General features: G+C 39.3%; 21 protein-coding genes. 11 read left to right on the top strand and 10 right to left on the bottom strand.

The window, feature by feature from the left end:
• Positions 1 to 27 precede the first annotated feature (27 nt).
• Positions 28 to 771 (bottom strand): polymer-forming cytoskeletal protein, encoded by a 744-nt coding sequence (locus tag IT6_RS06705; RefSeq protein WP_242524138.1) that lies wholly within the window; start codon positions 769 to 771, stop codon positions 28 to 30.
• Between the two features lie 23 nt (positions 772 to 794).
• Positions 795 to 1,037 (bottom strand): bactofilin family protein, encoded by a 243-nt coding sequence (locus tag IT6_RS06700; protein WP_134439797.1) that lies wholly within the window; start codon positions 1,035 to 1,037, stop codon positions 795 to 797.
• A gap of 78 nt (positions 1,038 to 1,115) precedes the next feature.
• On the opposite strand from IT6_RS06700, the gene IT6_RS06695 reads away from it, so the two are divergent.
• Both IT6_RS06695 and IT6_RS06690 read left to right on the top strand, forming a co-directional pair.
• A complete protein-coding gene (locus IT6_RS06695; RefSeq protein WP_134439796.1) occupies positions 1,116 to 2,189 on the top strand; it encodes a LuxE/PaaK family acyltransferase in 1,074 nt (357 codons plus the stop codon).
• 32 nt (positions 2,190 to 2,221) lie between these two features.
• Positions 2,222 to 3,301, top strand: coding sequence for an acyl-CoA reductase (locus tag IT6_RS06690; RefSeq protein ID WP_242524137.1), 1,080 nt, complete (start codon positions 2,222 to 2,224; stop codon positions 3,299 to 3,301).
• Between the two features lie 16 nt (positions 3,302 to 3,317).
• Here the strand turns inward: IT6_RS06690 and hisI are convergent, their stop codons facing one another.
• The 3 genes from hisI to moaC all read right to left on the bottom strand — a co-directional run bounded on the left by hisI (position 3,318) and on the right by moaC (position 4,920).
• Positions 3,318 to 3,755 carry a phosphoribosyl-AMP cyclohydrolase gene (gene hisI, locus IT6_RS06685; protein WP_206825688.1) on the bottom strand — a complete coding sequence of 146 codons (438 nt, stop codon included), beginning with the start codon at positions 3,753 to 3,755 and terminating at the stop codon, positions 3,318 to 3,320.
• Between the two features lie 176 nt (positions 3,756 to 3,931).
• Positions 3,932 to 4,450 (bottom strand): molybdopterin adenylyltransferase, encoded by a 519-nt coding sequence (gene mog, locus IT6_RS06680; protein ID WP_134439793.1) that lies wholly within the window; start codon positions 4,448 to 4,450, stop codon positions 3,932 to 3,934.
• Positions 4,447 to 4,920, bottom strand: a complete 474-nt coding sequence (moaC, locus tag IT6_RS06675) for a cyclic pyranopterin monophosphate synthase MoaC (protein ID WP_134439792.1) — start codon at positions 4,918 to 4,920, stop codon at positions 4,447 to 4,449. The genes mog and moaC overlap by 4 nt, the downstream gene beginning before the upstream one ends.
• 189 nt (positions 4,921 to 5,109) lie before the next feature.
• On the opposite strand from moaC, the gene IT6_RS06670 reads away from it, so the two are divergent.
• The 5 genes from IT6_RS06670 (at position 5,110) to IT6_RS06650 (ending at position 10,299) form a co-directional block, all read left to right on the top strand.
• Positions 5,110 to 5,754: a hypothetical protein gene (locus IT6_RS06670; RefSeq protein ID WP_242524136.1), complete on the top strand. Its 645-nt coding sequence runs from the start codon at positions 5,110 to 5,112 to the stop codon at positions 5,752 to 5,754.
• A 39-nt stretch (positions 5,755 to 5,793) separates the two neighbouring features.
• Positions 5,794 to 6,928, top strand: a protein-coding gene (prfB, locus tag IT6_RS06665) for a peptide chain release factor 2 (protein WP_242524135.1) whose coding sequence is annotated in 2 segments (ribosomal slippage) — positions 5,794 to 5,868 and positions 5,870 to 6,928 — 1,134 coding nt in all. Because the reading frame shifts where the segments join, the coding sequence is not laid out codon by codon here.
• 33 nt (positions 6,929 to 6,961) lie between these two features.
• Positions 6,962 to 8,635 (top strand): DNA repair protein RecN, encoded by a 1,674-nt coding sequence (gene recN / locus IT6_RS06660; protein ID WP_206825685.1) that lies wholly within the window; start codon positions 6,962 to 6,964, stop codon positions 8,633 to 8,635.
• Between the two features lie 91 nt (positions 8,636 to 8,726).
• Positions 8,727 to 9,359 (top strand): superoxide dismutase, encoded by a 633-nt coding sequence (locus tag IT6_RS06655; RefSeq protein ID WP_134439789.1) that lies wholly within the window; start codon positions 8,727 to 8,729, stop codon positions 9,357 to 9,359.
• Between the two features lie 139 nt (positions 9,360 to 9,498).
• Positions 9,499 to 10,299, top strand: coding sequence for a class I SAM-dependent methyltransferase (locus IT6_RS06650; RefSeq protein WP_206825676.1), 801 nt, complete (start codon positions 9,499 to 9,501; stop codon positions 10,297 to 10,299).
• 156 nt (positions 10,300 to 10,455) lie between these two features.
• On the opposite strand, the gene IT6_RS06645 is transcribed toward IT6_RS06650, so the two are convergent.
• From IT6_RS06645 to IT6_RS06630, 4 genes are all read right to left on the bottom strand, one after another.
• Positions 10,456 to 10,962: a general stress protein gene (locus tag IT6_RS06645; protein ID WP_134439787.1), complete on the bottom strand. Its 507-nt coding sequence runs from the start codon at positions 10,960 to 10,962 to the stop codon at positions 10,456 to 10,458.
• A 190-nt stretch (positions 10,963 to 11,152) separates the two neighbouring features.
• Positions 11,153 to 11,443 carry a hypothetical protein gene (locus IT6_RS06640; protein WP_134439786.1) on the bottom strand — a complete coding sequence of 97 codons (291 nt, stop codon included), beginning with the start codon at positions 11,441 to 11,443 and terminating at the stop codon, positions 11,153 to 11,155.
• 21 nt (positions 11,444 to 11,464) lie between these two features.
• Entirely contained in the window at positions 11,465 to 12,862 is a 1,398-nt protein-coding gene (locus IT6_RS06635) for a cbb3-type cytochrome c oxidase subunit I (protein ID WP_134439785.1), read from the bottom strand.
• A gap of 16 nt (positions 12,863 to 12,878) precedes the next feature.
• The gene (locus IT6_RS06630; RefSeq protein WP_134439784.1) at positions 12,879 to 13,553 is read right to left on the bottom strand and encodes a c-type cytochrome; all 675 of its coding nucleotides are present in this window, start codon (positions 13,551 to 13,553) and stop codon (positions 12,879 to 12,881) included.
• A gap of 269 nt (positions 13,554 to 13,822) precedes the next feature.
• Here IT6_RS06630 and IT6_RS06625 point away from each other — a divergent pair, with 269 nt between their 5' ends.
• On the top strand, positions 13,823 to 14,329 hold the full coding sequence (locus tag IT6_RS06625) for a nucleoside deaminase (RefSeq protein ID WP_134439783.1): 507 nt from the start codon (positions 13,823 to 13,825) through the stop codon (positions 14,327 to 14,329).
• 49 nt (positions 14,330 to 14,378) lie between these two features.
• Here IT6_RS06625 and IT6_RS06620 read toward each other — a convergent pair whose 3' ends face one another.
• Positions 14,379 to 14,591 (bottom strand): dodecin, encoded by a 213-nt coding sequence (locus IT6_RS06620; protein ID WP_134439782.1) that lies wholly within the window; start codon positions 14,589 to 14,591, stop codon positions 14,379 to 14,381.
• Between the two features lie 111 nt (positions 14,592 to 14,702).
• Between IT6_RS06620 and priA the strand changes: the two genes are divergently transcribed.
• The 3 genes from priA to kdpA all read left to right on the top strand — a co-directional run bounded on the left by priA (position 14,703) and on the right by kdpA (position 19,005).
• On the top strand, positions 14,703 to 16,991 hold the full coding sequence (gene priA, locus IT6_RS06615) for a replication restart helicase PriA (RefSeq protein WP_206825674.1): 2,289 nt from the start codon (positions 14,703 to 14,705) through the stop codon (positions 16,989 to 16,991).
• A gap of 192 nt (positions 16,992 to 17,183) precedes the next feature.
• Complete coding sequence (gene kdpF / locus IT6_RS10665) at positions 17,184 to 17,264, top strand: K(+)-transporting ATPase subunit F (protein WP_134439832.1); 81 nt, start codon at positions 17,184 to 17,186, stop codon at positions 17,262 to 17,264.
• A 16-nt stretch (positions 17,265 to 17,280) separates the two neighbouring features.
• Complete coding sequence (gene kdpA / locus IT6_RS06605; protein WP_206825672.1) at positions 17,281 to 19,005, top strand: potassium-transporting ATPase subunit KdpA; 1,725 nt, start codon at positions 17,281 to 17,283, stop codon at positions 19,003 to 19,005.
• Positions 19,006 to 19,007 lie beyond the last annotated feature (2 nt).

The raw sequence follows: 19,007 nt of genomic DNA, 5'->3' as shown, positions 1-19,007 counted from the left end.
CAACAATGGGTATAAATCAAACCTTTTTCAAATCCAAAATAGTCTTTCTTCACCCAGCTCAACGAAGTTTTTTTGCCCTTGAGGGCAAAGAGAAGAATAAGTTTTAAATTCGGCTTCTAAATGAGAAAAAGGTTCAGCAACTAGCCTATTAGTCAATATTTTTTCTGTGGTTAAATGACCAAAAGACTCAATTTTTAGGAAATCCCGCGCTATGAGCTTTTCACACTCAACTACCCCTTTCACGATAAGCTCTCGACTAATAATCTCTTTGACTTTGACAGAACAAAACCGGTTAATGACTACTCGAGGAGAATGGACTATCCCCTTGACCATGCATTTAGAAGAGAATTCTATTTCTTCCAATGCCTTGATAGAGGCATGAATAATCCCCCTAACCCATATTTTTCTTCCCTGTACTGCTGGCCCTGAGTACTCTGAACCGTGACCAAATTGGATATCTCCAAGCGTAGAAAGTTTCCTTTTTATTTTACCCTTTACATAGAGATTCTCCACATAAAGATAAGCTCCACAATGGGAACATCCCACAGAAATTGCTTCAGCATAAATTTTCTGAGAATGGTTACAATAAGGACAGGTCAACTCGCGAGTTTTTGGCAATAAAGAGACAGAACTAAAAAGATGGTCTTCTTTCTTGGAGGCTAAACCTATATAATGGCCACATTTTTTACAAAGAGTTGATAGGGCCCATTTGGACTCAGTTTGAGTATTCCCACAAAAAGGGCAACAGACGATTTGTGTTTTTTTATTCAAATCCTTTAGATGAATAAAGTGCATTAACTGTTTAGATTTCTTTTTCCGATTACTATTTTCCCATTGATTGTCGCTCCTGCATCAATTTCTATGGCTTGTGCATAAACTTCTCCTTCAATCACAGCTCCAGAAAGAATCTCTAATTTTCCATCTACTCTTATCTTTCCATGAAAATGACAATTGACAACCGCCTTATCTTTTACCCATAACTCTCCGTCAAGGCTAATAGAAGGAGACAAAAAAGTCTGGTCATTTTTGTTTTGCATTGGCCGTACTCGGGATTTAAAGAGAATTTCCCCAAAAAACCGCTATATTTAAAACTAGTTTATTTCTCTCTTAAAAAAATGAAAGAAAAAGCTAAAAAACTGCCCGCAAGTTTTTTTCAAGATCCTTGTAATAGGCGATGGTGGATTGACCAGATTGTTTCTCTAAGAAAAAATCCTCAAAATTTTGATAACCTAGCCTTGTTTTTGTTTGAATTTCAAAAAAACCATTGCGCTGTCTATAAAACTTTTTGCCAATGTTTTCCGCAAGATATTTCATCTTGGAGAGATATTCCAGCTCTCCCTCAAGAACTTTTTAAAAAAACAACTGTTTTTTGCCATGACATAAATAAAGCTGGCTTTTACTATCTATCTAGCGGGACTACTTCTGGAGCAAGGGGAAAACATAATTTTCTGGACAATACGGTTTACAAAGCTATCTCAGTGCTTGGAGCTGTGCAAGCGGAAATCCCCATAGATCAGGTTCATCTGCATTTTCTAGTCCCTTCCTCCAAAGAAGAACCCCACTCTTCCCTATCTGCCATGTTCTCGTTCTGGGCGGAGAAAAATCCCTTTCCTTCCCATTTTTGGATCAAAAACAACGTATTACAAACCAAATCCTTTAGGCAAACGCTCACCGAACAGATCATCGCCAATAGAAAAGTAGGAGTCTGCGGAACGGCTTTCAGCTTTGCTTATCTCATGGACAACGAGCCTAATGATCCAATGATTCTCCCTCAAGGTTCTTTCATCCTTGAAACAGGTGGCATGAAAGGAAAACACAGAGAAGTTGACAGAAAAGAATTTTACCTAAGACTTTCTTCTTATTTTGGTTTACCTCAAGATCAAATAGTGAGTGAATACGGGATGACAGAATTGTCTACTCAGGCTTATTCGCGTGGATATGACGGGGAATTTCAGCTTCCCCCATGGGCCAGAGTCCTCATTATTGATCCTCGAACTGATCAAGAGTGTCAAGTAGGTCAAAGAGGATTGATTCGCTGGATTGACCTTGCCAATGTTGACTCTGTCTTATGCATCCAAACATTGGATATCGGTATAAGAACCCCAAAAAGCTTCTTTCTTTTAGGCAGGTCGATAAAAGCTACTCCAAGAGGATGTTCATTAAGTTTCGAAGAAATGTCCTCTTTTTAAAAATTAAAAATTTTCAAAAAAAAAATCGAATCATGCATACTCTGGAGAGAATTGAGCTGCTTGACGAAGTCTGCAAGCTTTTCCCCGAGACCGGATTCAAGGGCAAAGAAGATCTTGCTGCCCTTTTAGAGCTTGAACTTAAAAGTTTAACAGCCTTGGATGAATTTTTTTCTTATGGTCATGGAAAAACAAAAGCGATTGCTCCTTCACAAATCTATCATGTGCTTGCAGCCAACACTCCCATAGCAGGGTACCAGAGCCTTTTGCTCGGGCTTCTTTTGGGATCTTTCAATGCAGTTCAATGTCCAAAGCCTGTTAAAAATTCCCTTTTTCGTTTTGTCTCTTCTCTTCCCCAAAAATTACAGCATAAAGTTGAACTCTATGACGAGTTCAATATAAATGCTTTTGAAAACTCCGATTGCATTGTGGTTTTCGGACAACAAAAAACAATCGAATATTTTAAAAACCTTACCCCTACGCATAAAAGGTTTATTGGTCATGGGCATAAAGTAAGCCTTATTTGGGCAGGTAGAGTCGAAGAAGTTAATCGGGAAAAAATGGCGCTGATCAGCCGTGACATTAGTCTTTACAGCCAATTAGGTTGTCTTTCTCCCCAATCGATCCTTATCGAAGAAAACTCTTCTAGTGAAAAAATAGAATCTTTTTGTCAAGTCCTTGCTGATAGCCTCAGACAGGACATGTCCATCCAAAGCCAATCCCTAGATATCGATGAACTTGCCGCCATCAAGCAACATAGAGATTGTGCTAAAGCATTAGGATGGGCTTTATGGGAAAGCAGTCTTTTGGAACCCAACCCATGGACAGTCATCCTAAGAAAAAGCCCTATTTTCGAACCAACCTGCGGCTACCGCACTATCTATGTAGACCTGATTGAAAAATCGAAACTTGAAGATTGGCTTAAACCCATAAAAGGCATGATCAGTACGGTTGGGGTATTTGAAAAAATGCCCGAAAACATCATTTCGATTTTTATAGAGTCAGCTACATCCAGATTTTGCCCCATCGGGAGCATGCAACAGCCTGCCGCTTTCTGGCATCATGATGGAAGGACCAGGCTTCAAGAAATGGTTCGATGGGTAGATTGGGAATAACCAGAATGATTTGAATTTAAGCGTGTTTATAAACGATTTTAGGATCAAAGACCTTATGTGTTTCAGTAAATTCTAGCTCTTCGTTACTCCCCTTTTTTAACTTCCTATAAAAACAACTTCTATAGCCTACATGGCAAGACGCACCTCCATCAACCTTGACTTTTAAAAGTATCGTATCTTGATCATCGTCAATAAAAATGTCTTTAACATGCTGAAAGAAACCTGACTCTTCTCCTTTGACCCAAATTTTCTTACGTGATCGGCTATAATAGGTTGCAAGACCGGTTTTTATCGTTTTCTCTAATGCTTCTCTATTCATGTAACCTAACATAAGCACTTCCCCCGTGTCAGCATCAAGTGTTATACAGGGAAGGAACTCATGTAGATCAAATCGAGGTAATAACTTGTTACCTTCTTCAATTTCAAAAACTGTAGGTTTACTCTCTTCGTTCATAGGTAGTTTTTAGAAAATAAAAAAAATATCTTTCCTTTCGTTCATTCATTTAAAATCCCATTACCGCAATCTTGAGCTCAAATCCAGCTCCCTCCTCTCTTTTATCTCCATAAATCCAGTTGCCCCCCCTTCGTTATGTTTATGGAATTTTTTACAATGTCAACTTTTCTTCAGCATCAACTCGGTCCACCATTCTTTGTAGGCTTACTGGCCAAAGCGGGTCTATAGCCTCGAATGTGGTCTAAACATTCGGCAATCGCTTCGCCAAGCAAGGATAAGCATTCAGAAATAGCCGAAGGATTGCCCGGCAAGTTGATGATCAGGGAGCGTTTCCTGATACCCGCTGTGGCTCGCGACAGAATTGCTGTCCTAACCTTTTTGTAAGACTCCATTCTCATAATTTCTCCAAATCCAGGAAGTTCTTTATCCAGGACAAGTTTTGTCGCTTCAGGGGTCACATCCCTCAAACTGGGCCCCGTACCCCCTGTAGTCAAAACAAGAGGACAATCCAGTTCGTCTACAAGCCGGCTTAATTCAGAAACGATCTGATCTTTATCATCAGGGATCAATACGGATACAAACTCAAGAGGTTCTGCAAAGAGATTTTTGATAACTCTTTCTATTTCAGGTCCACTTTTATCCTTATATATCCCTGCAGAAGCGCGATCACTCAGCGTTATGCGTCCAATTTTCATTCCTTCTTTTTCTCTACAAGCTTGATAGGCCCAATAATCATCGATTTATCAACCGCCTTACACATGTCATAAAGAGTCAAGAGAGCTATAGAAACCATTACTAAAGCTTCTAACTCTACCCCTGTCTTGGAAACAGACTCAGCCGTCGCAACCACTTTTATTCCCTTATCTTCAATTTCAAAAGTGGTATCCGCGAAAGTCAGTCCAATAGGATGCGCCAAAGGAATAAATTCCGCCGTCTTCTTTGCAGCCATGATTGAAGCAATTTTAGAAACGGTTAAAACATCTCCTTTAGGAATAGCTTTTGCTTTTAACAGTTCAAGGGTTCGTTGCGAAAGAGCTATAAACCCTTCAGCAATAGCGGTCCTTTTTTGTTCTGGTTTTTCAGACACTTTAACCATTCTTGCTTCACCCGAAGAAGAAAGATGGGAAAAGTGGGGTTCTTCGTTTTTTGTATAATCTAGCTCCATAAAAACGAAATAGCTTTTCAAAAAAACTAATTAAGCTAAGACTTTTCCACAACAAAACAAACAGAATTTGTTTTTTTCAAAAAGAAAGCTTTATTTTTCCTTCCATGGACTCTTTAGTCTCGTTTATAACCTTGAAGAATACCCTTAAGAGTAATTTAGCCAATCAGCAGAAAAGCAGTTGCCTTACCCATGAGAAACAGTTTTAATTTTGAAAATTATAGCTTAGTCTTTCTTTGTTTTCTTATACCCATTGTTTCCCTTATGGCAACGGAGAGGTCTTCTTTGCATAGCCCAACTTATTACGATGGATATGCCCGCCATCTTCCTTTTACAACCTTAATCGATCCCATGGGCAAGAAACATTCCAAAGAACAGTTTTCTGGAAAAGTTTCTGTTTTTATCGTTTCGGTACCTAACATGAGTCAAGGCAGAAAACAGGAAAAATGGGCAAAGCTTCTGGCAGAAGACCCACAGTCAAAACTTCCCAATAACGTTGCCCTTATTTTAGTCGAAGATATAGCTCACGCCGGTTTTTTTAAAGCCATGGCTCTTTCCCATATTAAAAAGCATTTTAATGATCACTCCAGGCCCTTTCCTGTCCTGGACTATAACGGCAAGCTAAGCCAAGACTTCGGTGTGCCCAAGAACACCACCCAGATTTTAATTTATGACAAGTCTGGAAATCTCTACCAGGTAGAAAAAAATCTTGATAACGTCGATTTTACTCTAAAAAGGATTCACAAGGCCATTCAGAAGCTCACTAGAGAAAAAAGAGACTCCCATCCTTCAGTCAATTTAAATAAGGAAGATTTTTTAAAAACCAAAGGTTCTTAAGCAGTTGTCTTTAGGATTTGAATAAGATAGGTTTAATCCATGATAGACCTTAAACTTATCGCCGATAAACTTTCTGAACTGAATCAAAGGGTTGTTGTCTTAAGGGGGTTTCTTTGACCCTCAACAGATTGAAAAAGAACTCCAGCACTTAGAAAAGCAGATGACAGATCCTGGTTTTTGGCAGGCACCTGAAAAAGCTGAAAAAGCCTTATCCAGAGCAAAAGAACTCAAAGCCAAACTGACCGATTACCAAACTGTCTATAGCCGGCTAAAAGATATAGAAGCTCTTTTTGATCTCTTAAAAGAAAGTGAAGATCCCTCTCTAGAAATAGAGCTAGAAAAAGAAATCAATGATTATTCTAGGCTTCTCGAAAGTCTAGAGGTCAGACTTGTTCTTTCCGACCCAATGGATCAGAAAAATGCGATTTTATCAATTCATTCTGGGGCAGGAGGAACCGAAGCCTGTGATTGGGCTGCCATGCTTTTACGGATGTACCAAAGATATGCTGAAAGACATGGTTATAAAGTCAGCCTGATTGACATTCTTCCTGGGGAAGAAGCGGGCATTAAATCAGCTTCTATTCTTGTATCTGGAAGTTATGCCTATGGTTATCTCAAAGCAGAGCGGGGTGTCCACCGCCTGGTCAGAATTTCACCTTTTAATGCACAAGGCAAAAGACAGACTTCTTTTGCTTCTGTTGATGTTGTAGCTGAAGTGGACGAAAGCATTGAAATTGATATTAAAGATAGTGATCTACGCATAGATGTCTTTCGATCTGGAGGCCATGGGGGCCAAGGAGTTAATACCACGGATTCTGCAGTGCGCATTACCCATTTACCCACCGGTATAGTCGTTGTTTGCCAAAATGAAAGAAGCCAAATCCAGAACAAGGCAACAGCAATGAAGATACTGCGCTCACGGCTTTATGAACTAGAAAAAGACAAAAAAAGAGCAGAAATGGAAAGAATCTATGGCCAAAAAGGAGAAATTGGCTGGGGAAGACAAATTCGTTCCTATGTCTTACAACCGTATAAGATGGTTAAGGACTTGAGAACAGGGCTAACCCAATCCCAGGTTGAAGAAGTTCTTGATGGGGATCTCGATTCTTTCATCTGGTCTTATTTGCTCGGCAAAAAGAAAGGAGATCCATCCCCTGAATTACAGGAAACTTGAACGAAGATCCTTTTTTTTTAATATGACACTTACATGTTGCTCAAACTAAGGATCGAAAATCTAGCCCTTATTGATGAGCTTGAATGGTCTGTTGCTCCTGGACTTAATGTTTTAACAGGAGAAACAGGGGCAGGAAAATCCATCATCATTGATTGCTTGAAGTTATTAACAGGAGAGAAGTCTCTTCTTTCATTCCTTAAAAATAAAGAAAAAACAGGCTTGGTCGAAGGAGAATTCCAATTATCCGGGGAATGTTGGGAAAGAGTGTCGAGCTTATGCCAAGAAAGAGGAATTGAAGAAGTTGATAACCCTTTTTTTGTTCTTAGAAGGGAAATCCGTCCCACAGGATCAACTCGTCAATTTATAAATGGAGCTCTTATCCCCCTTTCGCTTTTAAAAGAGATTGGCGAAAACCTCATTGATGTTCTTGGTCCTCATGACCACCAATCCCTGTTTGATAAAAAAATCCAACTCAAACTGCTCGATAGTTTTGGGGGTTTAGAGCAGCATGTTTTGCGAGTAAAAAATGCCTATGAAAATTACCAAAAACTATTAAAGAAAAAGGAATCATTTTCTTTGGAAGAGCTGCTTAAAAAAAAGCAGGATCTAAACCGTAAACTTTTTGAAATTAATGCCGCAAATCTTGTTTGCGGAGAGGAAAATGAGATTGACAACAAATTAAACTTAGCGAGGGCCGGTTGGAAACTGTGTGATTGTATTACGCAGTTGCGTTCTATCCTTTCTCAGAACAATCCTTCAATTCTATCATCCCTATCTACTCTCCATAAGCTGCTTTGTACTGTTGAAAAAATTGATCCCCAATTCGGATCCCAAGCCATATCTTTAGAACAGTCCGCCAACCGGGATTTATTAGAGCTCGATAGACTCGTTGAAGATTATTTTTCTAGAATTGAAATCGATCCCGATGAACTGGAAAAACTCGAACAGAGGAAAAATTTTCTACAAAATTTGAAAAGGAAATTTGCTTTAAGCATCGAAGAAATTATTCAGTTGAAAAACCAGATTATTGATGAAATCGCACAAGCTGAAAAAGAAGAAAAGCTTATCCAATCCCTTAACCAAGAAGAAAATCTAGCCAAAGAGAATCTTTTAAAAGAAGCTTCGCTTTTAAGCATGATGCGTAAAAAAACAGCTCAAACACTCACATCTTCTATCCAAAAGGTCCTTAAATCCCTGGGATTTGCACAATCGGATTTTTCAATCAGTTTTGAAAAAAAAGATAAAATAAGTCCCTCTGGTCAAGATGATATCGAATTTCTTTTTTCCCCTAACCCGGGTATGCCTCTTAAACCTCTTAAAGAAATTGCATCCAGTGGCGAAGCAGCCAGAGTAATGCTGGCCCTCAAAACTGTTCTGGCTACCGTTGATCCCATTCCAATTCTTGTTTTTGATGAAATCGATGCTAACATTGGAGGAGAAATAGCCTGGAATGTAAGCGCCTTATTAAGGGAACTGTCAGCACGGCATCAAATCCTTTGTATTACCCACCTTCCTTCTATGGCTGCCGGAGGCAATGCCCATTTTAAAGTGCTAAAAGAACAAGATGAAAAATCCACTCGAGTCCTCCTCAAGGAAATTGTGGCTGAAGATCGTTTAAGAGAAATAGCAAGAATGCTGGGTGGAGTAAACGAGGAGTCGGTTAGGCTTGCCCAAAGACTGTTGCTGTCTGCTACAAAAGAAAATTGACGATTAACAGATTTAAAACATCTTTACAATACCCCTTTGAAGGAAAGGTTTTTTTCTAGGCAGAATTTTTTTTTGCTCATATAATTTAAAAATGGCTGAGCATTTATCCTTAAAACTCATAGTTGATCAATCCGATACGTTTTTAAAAAAGTTTGAAAGCGGTATTGGTAAACTATCCTCAAAGACTTTGGCAAACCACGTCAGTTTATACAAAAATCTTCTAGAAGAAGCCAATACGTTGGCAAAGGAATACACCCAATACATGGGTCGATGGCTATCTTCTGCACCCGCTGAAGAACTTTCCAAAAACGAGAATATCATCTCCAACATTGGAGAATGGTTCTCACTCTACGGAAGGATTGCTAGCCATGAGCTCTATTTTAATTGCTTGCGTAAAAATGGCAGTTGCGAAGGAAAAATAAAGGAACTCATAGAAGCAAACTTTGGTTCAATCCAAAACTTCAAATTAGACATTAAACTCAAAGCCTTGCATGCTTCAGGATGGGTTTGGACAGTTTTAGATCACTATTCGGGTAAAATTTTTAATATTCCGGCTAACAGAGAAGATGCTTTCCCTTTTTCAGGAATGAGCACCCTCATAGCTATTGATCTTGCCGAACATGCTTATGAACCAGACTTTGGTCAAGATAAAGAAGGCTACATTGAAGAATTTTTTAACGTGATTGATTGGGAAGAAATAGAAAAAAATCTACCCATAATGTAAAGCTTTGATTCGTTTTTTTGAAAAAAGAGCGATTTAGCTGTTTAGACTTGTTAAACTTGTTCTAGACCAACTCCAAGAGATTATCCTCCATCGAAACCTATTCAGGCATGAGGTTATTTATTTTTTGAGTAATGAAGATATGAAAATTGTTTATTTGGATAAGGATACAAAAGAGCTAGCTCAAAGATATGACCAGTTGAGTGATTCACAATTTGCCCATGGTCTAAGAATGATCGAGCTATTAGGAATTAAGCCAGCTGACTGTGTATTAGACATTGGTTGTGGCACCGGTAAACTGACCTCGTATGTCTCGGATATAACGGGGCCAAAAGGAAAGGTCATAGGCATAGATCCTCTTGCAAGTCGGATAGAAATTGCAAAAAAAAGAGCAAAAGCAAACCTTTTTTTTGAGGTCGGGGGGTCAGATGACCTGTATAGATTTGCTGATCAATCTTTTGATTGTGTTTATCTCAATAGTGTTTTCCATTGGATTGAAAAAAAAGAAGATACACTGAGAGAAATAAAAAGGATTCTTAAAAAAAATGGAAAACTTGGCCTGACTACCGGAGATAAAGATCAAAAAAATCCAATCCGTTTAATCATCGAAAATGCAATCATAAAAATTCTTGGATATAAGCCTCAAGAAGAAGTCTTTTCTCCATTTTCCTTAAGTTCCCAGGACATAAAAAGAACAATTGAAAGAAGCGGTTTGTCCATAACCCTGTTCCAGATAAACGAAGATTCTTTTTATTCTGATTCTGCTGAACAGATTCTGGAATTTTTTCTTTCAAGTAGCTTCGGCAATTTTCTTTCTCAAATCCCTCAAGAGTATAAACCTCAAATTACCGAAGAGATTAAAAAGGGGCTTGAAAGACTAAGAACTCCTAAAGGCATTGAGCGAAAACATAGCGTAGTGACAGTCATCTGTAAAAAACCATAAAATTTAATTATGATTTCGTAAAAATTTAAAATTCTTAAAAAGGCTTAACAAACTCGCATAGTTGAAATGAAATTCATTGCATCCCTAATCAGTCAATAATTATTGGACAAATACAATAAACGGGTGATCGCAAAAAGGGTAATTAGACCCGACAAGCTAATGAACTTGAATTTCTACGGGATGAGTATCATCGAGAATTTTTTTGATTCTTTCTATTTCTTCTTGGCTCCCTTGAACCACCAAAAGGTATTTACCCGCCTTGAGATGTTCTTCAAATTTCAAGATATGTTTTTTTTCGATTCCTAATCCAGATAAAAATCCTAGTGTTGCTCCCGCTATACTTCCTGCAACCACTCCTTCAAGGCCCCCAAGTAAAGCGGCTGAAAGAGGCCCAGCAACAATAAGAGGTCCAAATCCTGGCACCCAAATGAACGCCGCTCCTACCAGTATTCCAAAAAGACCGCCAACCCATCCCCCAATTGTAGCTCCCGATTTGGCTATGTCTCCGGCTTTCACATATCCATGGACTTTTTTTTCACTCGAAAGATCCTGAGCTAAAATTGAAACCCTCTCGACCGGAAAATGGTTTTCCTCAAGAAGTTTTACCGCCTCCTCGGCCACTTCGATAGAAGGATATACAGCTGTCAAAGTCATATCTGCCATGCAAAAAATATTAAAACTTTAACAAACAAAATAAAACCTCTTTTTTTAATTTCCTTCTATGAGAGAACCTCCATCCAAATTGTTGGATAAGATGCTTTGAGCGGCTGCTTTGAAACAATTCAGCTCAAAAGGCCACGATGAGATTGTGTAGCCTAGCCTGCAGCTAAGGTCTGGATAAGGGAGACTGCATTTATTTTTCTTTTTGATGAAGTTTTTTGACAATCCAGAGCATTCCCTTGGGTATAATTAAATAGGCAAAAATCGAAAACACCAAAAGGAGCTTCCAAAAAAGGGTAAAAACAGGACAAACGACCAAAAAAAACCCGCTGAGAATCATTAAGAAAGCAAAAACAAACGAAAAGAGTTCCAACAAAAAGGAATTGCTCAATCTACCTAAGGCATAAAAAAATGCATATAAACCGGCGGATAAGGTAAAAGAAAAACCTGCAATCAGCATTTTAAGTATAGTTTCAGCATTCATCGATGCAACTAGACAGCTTTCTTAGGCAATAGCTGGCTTCTTGCCAATTTTTAAAAGATCGATTACAAGCAACAAGTAGCTAATAAAAAACATTATACCAAATCCAAAACGCCAAACCATAGACTCTTTAACCCATGGATGGAGCTGGCCATTAATATAAGCCTGCCAGCTCGATCCTCCCACAGCCCTTTCTATAAAAGTTTGTGCAAAACCAGCTACCGTTAATGGAGCAGTGATTCCAAATATGGATATGATCAAACTCACAAAAGCCCATTTCCATAACCCCCCATCAAGAATTTGTCCTTCATTTAGCCGAACTTTCTGAAGAGCAGTATAAATCATAGCTATGTTTGTAGCCACATAGGCTCCAAAAAAGGCAAGATGACCATGAGCTGCTGTAATCTGGGTTCCATGACTATAAAGATTGATTTGGGGTAACGTGTGCATAAAACCCCATACTCCAGCACCCACAAAATTACCGAAAGACTGGAAGACTATCCAAAAAAAAGCAGGCTTATTGACGGTCTTTAACCGATGAACTCCAGCATCATATACCGCATGGACAACCATAGCCACAAGGGGCAGAGGCTCAAGTGCCGAAAAAAACCCTCCAATACCCAACCAATATTCGGGTGCTCCAATCCAGAAATAATGATGTCCCAGACCCAATATCCCCGTTCCAAAAACAAGGAAAACTTCTAAATAGAGCCAGCCCTCTACGATTTTCCTTGGAGTACCTAAAACAGACATAAGGATCCAAGCCACAAGAACCCCAACAAGCACCTCCCATGTCGCTTCTACCCAAAGATGAACAACCCACCACCACCAAAATTGATCCACCGAAATATTAGGGGTGAAAAACATTCCAGCGATATAAAATCCAATAATGGCCAGCAAATCGATAACTAAAACCCAAAGAATCCCTTTGAGTTTTTTGGCTTTCCAGATTGTGGCAAATACATTAAAAAAAATAATTGAAAAGACAGCTACTATCCCGATGTCAGCCCACCGGGGTGCTTCAATATATTCTCTTCCCTCGGTAATAAACCATAGGGTTACCCAATCTGCTTTTCCTATTTGAACCAGCAGAAAAACGGCAACCACAATTCCAACGGCCACCGCAATGAGTCCAAAAGCAACTTTAGCCCAGAACAGGCCAACGATTTCTCTTTCTGTTTCCATGGGCAAAAACCAATAGATTCCACCTATAAAACCAAAAAGCAGCCAAAGAATCATCGCATTGAGATGCAAGAGTCGGCCTATAGAAAAATTTAAAATTTTATGCAGAAATTCAGGCTGAATATATTGATAGGCGATGATAAGCCCAAAGACGAGCTGGAAGCCAAAAAGGATGAGGGCTAATGTCCAGTACCAGAAAGCTAGTTTTTGAGACTCATAAAGAAAATTTTTGTTTTTCATCTATTCTATATGGCTATCAATAAGCTAAGGAAGACTTTCCAAAATGATCCGGAAAACCGTTTGTATCAATAGCAGACATAAATTTGAGATAGCCAACAATCGCCTTTGCCTCTTCTTCGTTGATTTTCAGATTAGGCATCCTTCTTTGCCAAGTGGCATAATACTGCGGATTTTGAATCCATTTGGCTATTGCTTCTTCTTTTGTTTGCGCTCCAACCATGGGTTTGATCATTGTTTCCCACTTTGGATCTAGCCAGGACTTAGTGAGATCAGGAGCAAAATAGGCACCATTACCTAAAAGAGTATGGCAATCCATGCAATTTCTGCTCTGGATCGCTAGTTTTCCCTTGGTAATCAATTGAATAGCTTCGTCTTCAGACCATTTTTTACCAAAAAAAGGCTCCTCTTCACCTATCGTAGGCACATAAATTTTCCTTTCAGGATCAAATTCGTATCCCACCCTATGATTTATTACAGTCGGCGAAGGCACTCTTTTAGAACCCAAAGACATCTTTTTTAAGGTATCGAAAGTCAAGAACCAAAGAACGCTAAACATGATCAGGGAACCCACGATAGCAAAAACTGCCCAAAACCCAGGATCAAGCCAGTCTTTCCCACGGACAAAGAGGGCTGAAATCACAACAGTGAGAACAATGGAAAAAATAGTGATTTCTAGCCATCCCAACTTCACGTAAATGAATTTTAGTTGATACAAATGACAAAAAGAATCCTGAAAAGCTCCGAGCTGAGATGAGGGATTAAATTTAGTCGCTAATAAGGGAAAAGCTCAGCTCTTTTTTTTATCGATAGAAAAAAGTGTGAATTTGTTTTAAAGAATGCAAACCTCAAGCACAGATCCATTCAGTGATATTTTAAAAACAAAAGAATTACTTTTTAATCGTTTTTTTCATAAGGCTTTGCCTTTTATGTTTAGCTTAAAAAGATTAAATTTTGCCCGTTATGGATAACATTGATGATAACCCTATCAGAGGAAATGATGATCACTTTTACTGGTTAAGACTCGCTTTTAAATTAGCCCAATATGGCTCAGAACGAGGAGAAGGAGGGCCATTTGGAGCTGTAGTCGTCTTAGATGGGGAAGCTATAGGACTTGCTCACAACGAAGTTCTATCTAGCCTTGATCCTACCGCTCATGCTGAAATTTTGGCTATTCGGAGAGCTGCAAAAAAGCTTTCTTCCTTTGACTTGGAAAGATCAATTATATACACAAGCTGTGAACCTTGCCCTATGTGTTTTTCTGCGATTTACTGGGCCCACATAAGCAAGGTTTACTATGCTTGCTGCAAGGAAGATGCCCAAGAAATTGGTTTCCAAGACGCTTTGCTCTATGAAGAACTAAAAAAACCCCCTCAACAAAGAAAGCTCCAAACTATTCAGCTTTTGAGAGAAGAAGGCCTTTCTATCCTTAAAAACTGGGAAAAATCTCCTCTAAAAGTGATTTACTAAACCCTGCTTATCCCGTTTCCCCCCCTTTATTTGCTCAAAATAATAGCCATTATGAGTCTTCTAATCTAAAGCCAATTCTTACCTCGACCTGGAATGTGGGCACTCCATCTTTTATGGATCCTCGAATTTCTTTTACCTCAAACCAATCGAGGTTACGGAGAGTTTTCCCCGCTCTTTCGATAGCGTTGCGCACCGCTTGCTGAATACTTTCATTGGAAATGCCTACTACATGAACAATTTTATAGATCTTGTCTGATGTCATAACTTTCCTCTTTCTCAAGGATCTTATAATATATGGAGCAAATCTAGAAGCTTTCTTTTTTTAAACTTTTCTTTTTCTCTTCGCTTTTGTTTATTTTAAAAAGCCTATTCAATGGAACAGGAATTTTTTTTCCCTCCTTGCCCCTCGCCTCAGCTCTTCGTAGCAAGAGTCCTTCTGGATAACAAAAGGGATTTTTTGCTCGATTATTTTATTCCCGAAGAACTTGAGCAAGTGATTACCCTTGGATCCTATGTGCGCGTCCCTTTCAAACATGGATTTGGCAGAGGAATCGTAGTGGAAATCCTTGAAAAACAACAATCGGATCGCCTTAAGATCATAACACGGCTTGAAAATCAGCAACCTGTGGTCCCCCCCAACCTTCTTAAACTCTGTCGATGGATAGCTGATTATTATTGTTGCACGCTTATCTCTGCCTTACAAGCCGCTCTGCCCCAGTCGGTTAGATCAGACATAAAACCAAAGCAGGATCTGCTGCTTACTTTGGCTACTGATTTCAATCCCATGGTTTTTCAAAACGAGCATAAAAGAGCAAAAAAAGAAATAGAGGCTTTGGCTTACCTTCAAAAAAACCATCCCGCTCGACTCTCAGAACTCCCTCAAAAAACTGGAATACCAAGGAACATCTGGAATAAGCTCCTGCGTAAGGGACTTGCGATAGGCCTTTTAACTGAGAAAAAAAACCCACTTCCTCAACCCATTTTTCCCAATCAAACTCAACCCCAACACCTTACTGATGAACAAAGCCAAGCTCTGCAGTTCATTGAAACAGAAATGCTGAAACCCAAACCTAAGCCTATTCTGCTTTTTGGAGTGACAGGCAGCGGCAAAACAGAACTTTACATCCATGCGATGGAAAGATGTTTAACCCAAAAAAAACAGGTTCTGCTTCTTGTCCCCGAGATTGCCCTTACGCCACAGCTTTGGGAAAGAATTAAATCTAGATTTGACTCTTCTTATACATTAGGTTGTTGGCATAGCCGAATATCTCGTGCTGAAAAGGCCCATCTTTGGAATCAAATCCTCTCGGATAAGATCGACATTCTCATTGGAACAAGATCAGCAATTTTTGCCCCTTTCCGTTCCCTTGGCTTAATAATCGTCGATGAGGAACATGAAAGTTCCTTCAAACAAGAAGAAAACCCTAGATACCATGGAAGAGATGTAGCCGTCATGCGCGGTCGACTTGAAGGAGCCCTTGTTATTTTAGGTTCGGCCACCCCCTCCTTAGAATCTTACTATAATATCCTGAATGCGAAATATAATCTTGTAGAGCTAAAAAAAAGGGTAGAAGCAAGAAGACTGCCTCAAGTCACTGTGATTGATCAAAGAAGACGAAAAAAAAATTCTTCAGAAAAAGAAACAAAAAATGCTTTCCTGAATACCGAAGAGTTAATCTCAAGCGAGCTTAAGGAAGCGATAGAAAAAAGGTTAGGAAAAAAAGAACAAATTATTCTCTACATTAACCACAGGGGGTATTCTTCTTCCCTTCAATGTTCGAGTTGTGGGTATGTGCTCCCTTGTCCAAACTGTTCGATATCCTTAAGTTATCATAAAATTCCAGCTATTTTGAACTGTCATCTCTGCAATTACAGCTCTTCAGTCCCTATCCAATGTCCCATTTGTAAAGATCGAAATTTCAAGTTTTTAGGGAGCGGTACGGAAAAAGTAGAAGAATACCTAAGCCAATTGTTCCCTTCAGCCAGGATTTTAAGAATGGACTCAGATACAATGAGAAAAAAAGGAGCATTAGAACAAGCTCTCAGGGCTTTCAGCCAGCGCAATTTCGATATTCTAGTTGGCACCCAGATGGTCGCTAAAGGATTGGATTTCCCCTATGTTAGCCTCGTCGGCATTGTCTCCATCGATACTCTTCTTCATCTTCCTGACTTCCGAGCCTCGGAAAAAAGTTTTCAACAGCTTCTTCAGGTATCAGGGCGCTCAGGAAGAGGGAGCATTGAAGGGGAGGTTTATGTACAGACAAGGACTCCTTATCATCCCGCTATTCAATTTGCAAGACATCATGATTATCTTGGTTTTGTTGATCAGGAGTTGGAATTTAGGAAAACCCTTTCTTATCCCCCTTTTTATAGGGCAATAATGATCCGTTTTATAGGCCATCCCGAAGAAAAAGTAAAATATGTGGCTGATGCTTTAACCAAAGAAATCAAAGAAAAGGTTGAAAATTCTCTCACCCTTGTTGGCACACCCTCGCCAGCCCCCCTATCCAAGGTCAAAGGAAATTATCATTACCAGCTTTTTCTTCGTTGCTTAAAGGTTATGGAAGTCAGTCAAAAGTTAAGAGAAATCATTTTAGATAGAGAAGAAAAGTGGGGTATCATCGTTAGGGTAGATATTGATCCTCAAGATCTACTCAAATAAAACAAAGTTTTTATGGAATTTTAATATCTTCACTTAATCTTTTAATTCCTCAATGTTACAAAAAAAAATTACTATTGGACTATGAGTGATCTCCTTATGATTTTTTTAATTTTTATGCTCTTTTCGTGCAGTCTACTCTATTGTATGGGATGTGATAAAATTTAAAGAAATGACGAAAAGTCCATTGCCTATATGCTAATTTTTCTGCTTTGTCTTTCTGTTTTGTTACTCTTGTATTTGCTTGTGGTAATCCTTTGGCCAGAGAAATTTTAAGGTTACTAAAAAACATATGAAACCTTCCCTATGGATTGAACTTGGCCTTTTTATTTCCTTGCTAGCAGTACTTAACAAACCCCTTGGTATTCATATCTTTAGGGTACTCGACAAAGAGGGAAAAACGCTTTTCGATCCTTTGCTCAAACCCTTGGAAAATTTTACTTATAAAATTTGTTCCATCGACAAGTCTAAAGAACAAAGCTGGATTGAATATGCATTTGGTCTTCTTGCTTTTAATTTTATTGGTATAATCTTTAGTTACCTCATTTTACGACTTCAGCATATTCTTCCTCTTAACCCCGAGAAAATTGGAGCGATGCCCCCTTCTATCGCCTTCAATACAGCCATTAGTTTTGGAACCAATACAAACTGGCAATCGTACATCCCTGAAAAAGCCGTATCCTATTTTTCCCAGATGTTTGCACTGGCTGTACCCAACTTTACTTCGGCTGCAACCGGAGTCGCTGCAGCCGCTGCTTTGGTTCGAGGCATAGTCCGAACTGAAATGAAAACCATAGGGAACTGCTGGATCGATCTCATCCGCATACACTACTATCTGCTTTTGCCCCTTTCCCTTTTAATAGCCTTGATTCTCATTTCTCAAGGAGTTCCCCAAAACTTCAATTCTTATGTTAAATATAACCCTCTTGATCATGGCGCACAGAACGAAACCGGTCTTTCCATAATTCCTCAAGGTCCAATAGCCTCTCAAGAAGCGATCAAACTTTTAGGGACTAACGGGGGAGGCTTTTTCAATGCCAATTCGGCTCATCCCTATGAAAATCCTACCCCTCTTTCCAACTTCGTAGAAATGCTTGCCATTTTTCTCATTCCCAGTGCACTTACCTATTTTTTTGGATTAAGTTGTAAAAAACTTAGCCATGGCTGGTCTATATGGCTGACGATGGTCATCCTTTTTCTCATCCTTGTTCTAAGCTGCTTTTATTTTGAGCAATCAGCGAATCCCCTTTTTAAATCCCTGAGTATACAAAATCCTTTAAATATGGAAGGCAAAGAAATGCGTTTTGGAATATTCGAATCCAGCCTTTTTGCTTCTATAACGACAAGCACATCCTGTGGCGCTGTTAACGCCATGCATGATTCTTTCCAGCCTTTGGCTGGAATGATACCCCTTTTTAACATGAGTCTTGGAGAAATCATTTTTGGAGGAGTTGGATCAGGCTTATACGGCATTCTTCTTTTTGTTATTCTTACGGTTTTCCTTTTTGGGCTTATGATTGGCCGAACCCCCGGCTATCTAGGGAAAAGAATCGGTAGCTATGAGATTAAAATGGCCGTCCTTGCTCTCATGATTCAATATGTACTCATACTAGGTTTTTCGGCTCTGGCTATACATTCTTCATGGGGAGTTTCAGCCTTAGGCAATAAAGGGCCTCATGGACTGACAGAAATTCTGTATGCTTTTACTTCGACTTCTGAAAACAATGGAAGTGCTTTTGGAGGACTAAATGCTAGCTCAATGCCCTATGCTCTTCTTCTTGGAGTTGCCATGTTTTTGGGAAGGTATTTTGTTCTTATTCCGATCCTTGCCATAGCGGGTTCTCTAGTGTGCCAGAAACGTTATGCAAGTCAAACCGTCTTTCCTACCACAGGCTTTCTCTTTGTTTTTGTTTTGGGCTCAACCATTTTTCTTCTCAGCGCCCTTAACTTTTTCCCCTCCCTTACACTAGGTCCTATCCTTGAACATTTCATGATGGGTATGGGAAAAACCTTTTAACC

The organism is Methylacidiphilum caldifontis, from assembly GCF_017310505.1.
Lineage (GTDB): Bacteria > Verrucomicrobiota > Verrucomicrobiia > Methylacidiphilales > Methylacidiphilaceae > Methylacidiphilum > Methylacidiphilum caldifontis.
The sequence above is the reverse complement of the archived record's forward strand: the minus strand, read 5'-3'. Positions and strand labels throughout refer to the sequence as shown.

Excerpts from the sequence above, each read along its gene's own strand:
- IT6_RS06700 (WP_134439797.1), bottom strand. The coding sequence starts at position 1,037 with ATGCAAAACAAAAATGACCAGACTTTTTTGTCTCCTTCTATTAGCCTT.
- IT6_RS06670 (WP_242524136.1), top strand. The coding sequence starts at position 5,110 with ATGAGAAACAGTTTTAATTTTGAAAATTATAGCTTAGTCTTTCTTTGT.
- priA (WP_206825674.1), top strand. The coding sequence starts at position 14,703 with ATGGAACAGGAATTTTTTTTCCCTCCTTGCCCCTCGCCTCAGCTCTTC.
- IT6_RS06625 (WP_134439783.1), top strand. The coding sequence starts at position 13,823 with ATGGATAACATTGATGATAACCCTATCAGAGGAAATGATGATCACTTT.
- mog (WP_134439793.1), bottom strand. The coding sequence starts at position 4,450 with ATGAAAATTGGACGCATAACGCTGAGTGATCGCGCTTCTGCAGGGATA.
- IT6_RS06655 (WP_134439789.1), top strand. The coding sequence starts at position 8,727 with ATGGCTGAGCATTTATCCTTAAAACTCATAGTTGATCAATCCGATACG.
- IT6_RS06640 (WP_134439786.1), bottom strand. The coding sequence starts at position 11,443 with ATGAATGCTGAAACTATACTTAAAATGCTGATTGCAGGTTTTTCTTTT.
- IT6_RS06645 (WP_134439787.1), bottom strand. The coding sequence starts at position 10,962 with ATGGCAGATATGACTTTGACAGCTGTATATCCTTCTATCGAAGTGGCC.
- recN (WP_206825685.1), top strand. The coding sequence starts at position 6,962 with ATGTTGCTCAAACTAAGGATCGAAAATCTAGCCCTTATTGATGAGCTT.
- kdpA (WP_206825672.1), top strand. The coding sequence starts at position 17,281 with ATGAAACCTTCCCTATGGATTGAACTTGGCCTTTTTATTTCCTTGCTA.
- IT6_RS06620 (WP_134439782.1), bottom strand. The coding sequence starts at position 14,591 with ATGACATCAGACAAGATCTATAAAATTGTTCATGTAGTAGGCATTTCC.
- kdpF (WP_134439832.1), top strand. The coding sequence starts at position 17,184 with ATGCTAATTTTTCTGCTTTGTCTTTCTGTTTTGTTACTCTTGTATTTG.
- IT6_RS06690 (WP_242524137.1), top strand. The coding sequence starts at position 2,222 with ATGCATACTCTGGAGAGAATTGAGCTGCTTGACGAAGTCTGCAAGCTT.
- hisI (WP_206825688.1), bottom strand. The coding sequence starts at position 3,755 with ATGAACGAAGAGAGTAAACCTACAGTTTTTGAAATTGAAGAAGGTAAC.
- moaC (WP_134439792.1), bottom strand. The coding sequence starts at position 4,920 with ATGGAGCTAGATTATACAAAAAACGAAGAACCCCACTTTTCCCATCTT.
- IT6_RS06635 (WP_134439785.1), bottom strand. The coding sequence starts at position 12,862 with ATGAAAAACAAAAATTTTCTTTATGAGTCTCAAAAACTAGCTTTCTGG.
- IT6_RS06650 (WP_206825676.1), top strand. The coding sequence starts at position 9,499 with ATGAAAATTGTTTATTTGGATAAGGATACAAAAGAGCTAGCTCAAAGA.
- IT6_RS06695 (WP_134439796.1), top strand. The coding sequence starts at position 1,116 with ATGAAAGAAAAAGCTAAAAAACTGCCCGCAAGTTTTTTTCAAGATCCT.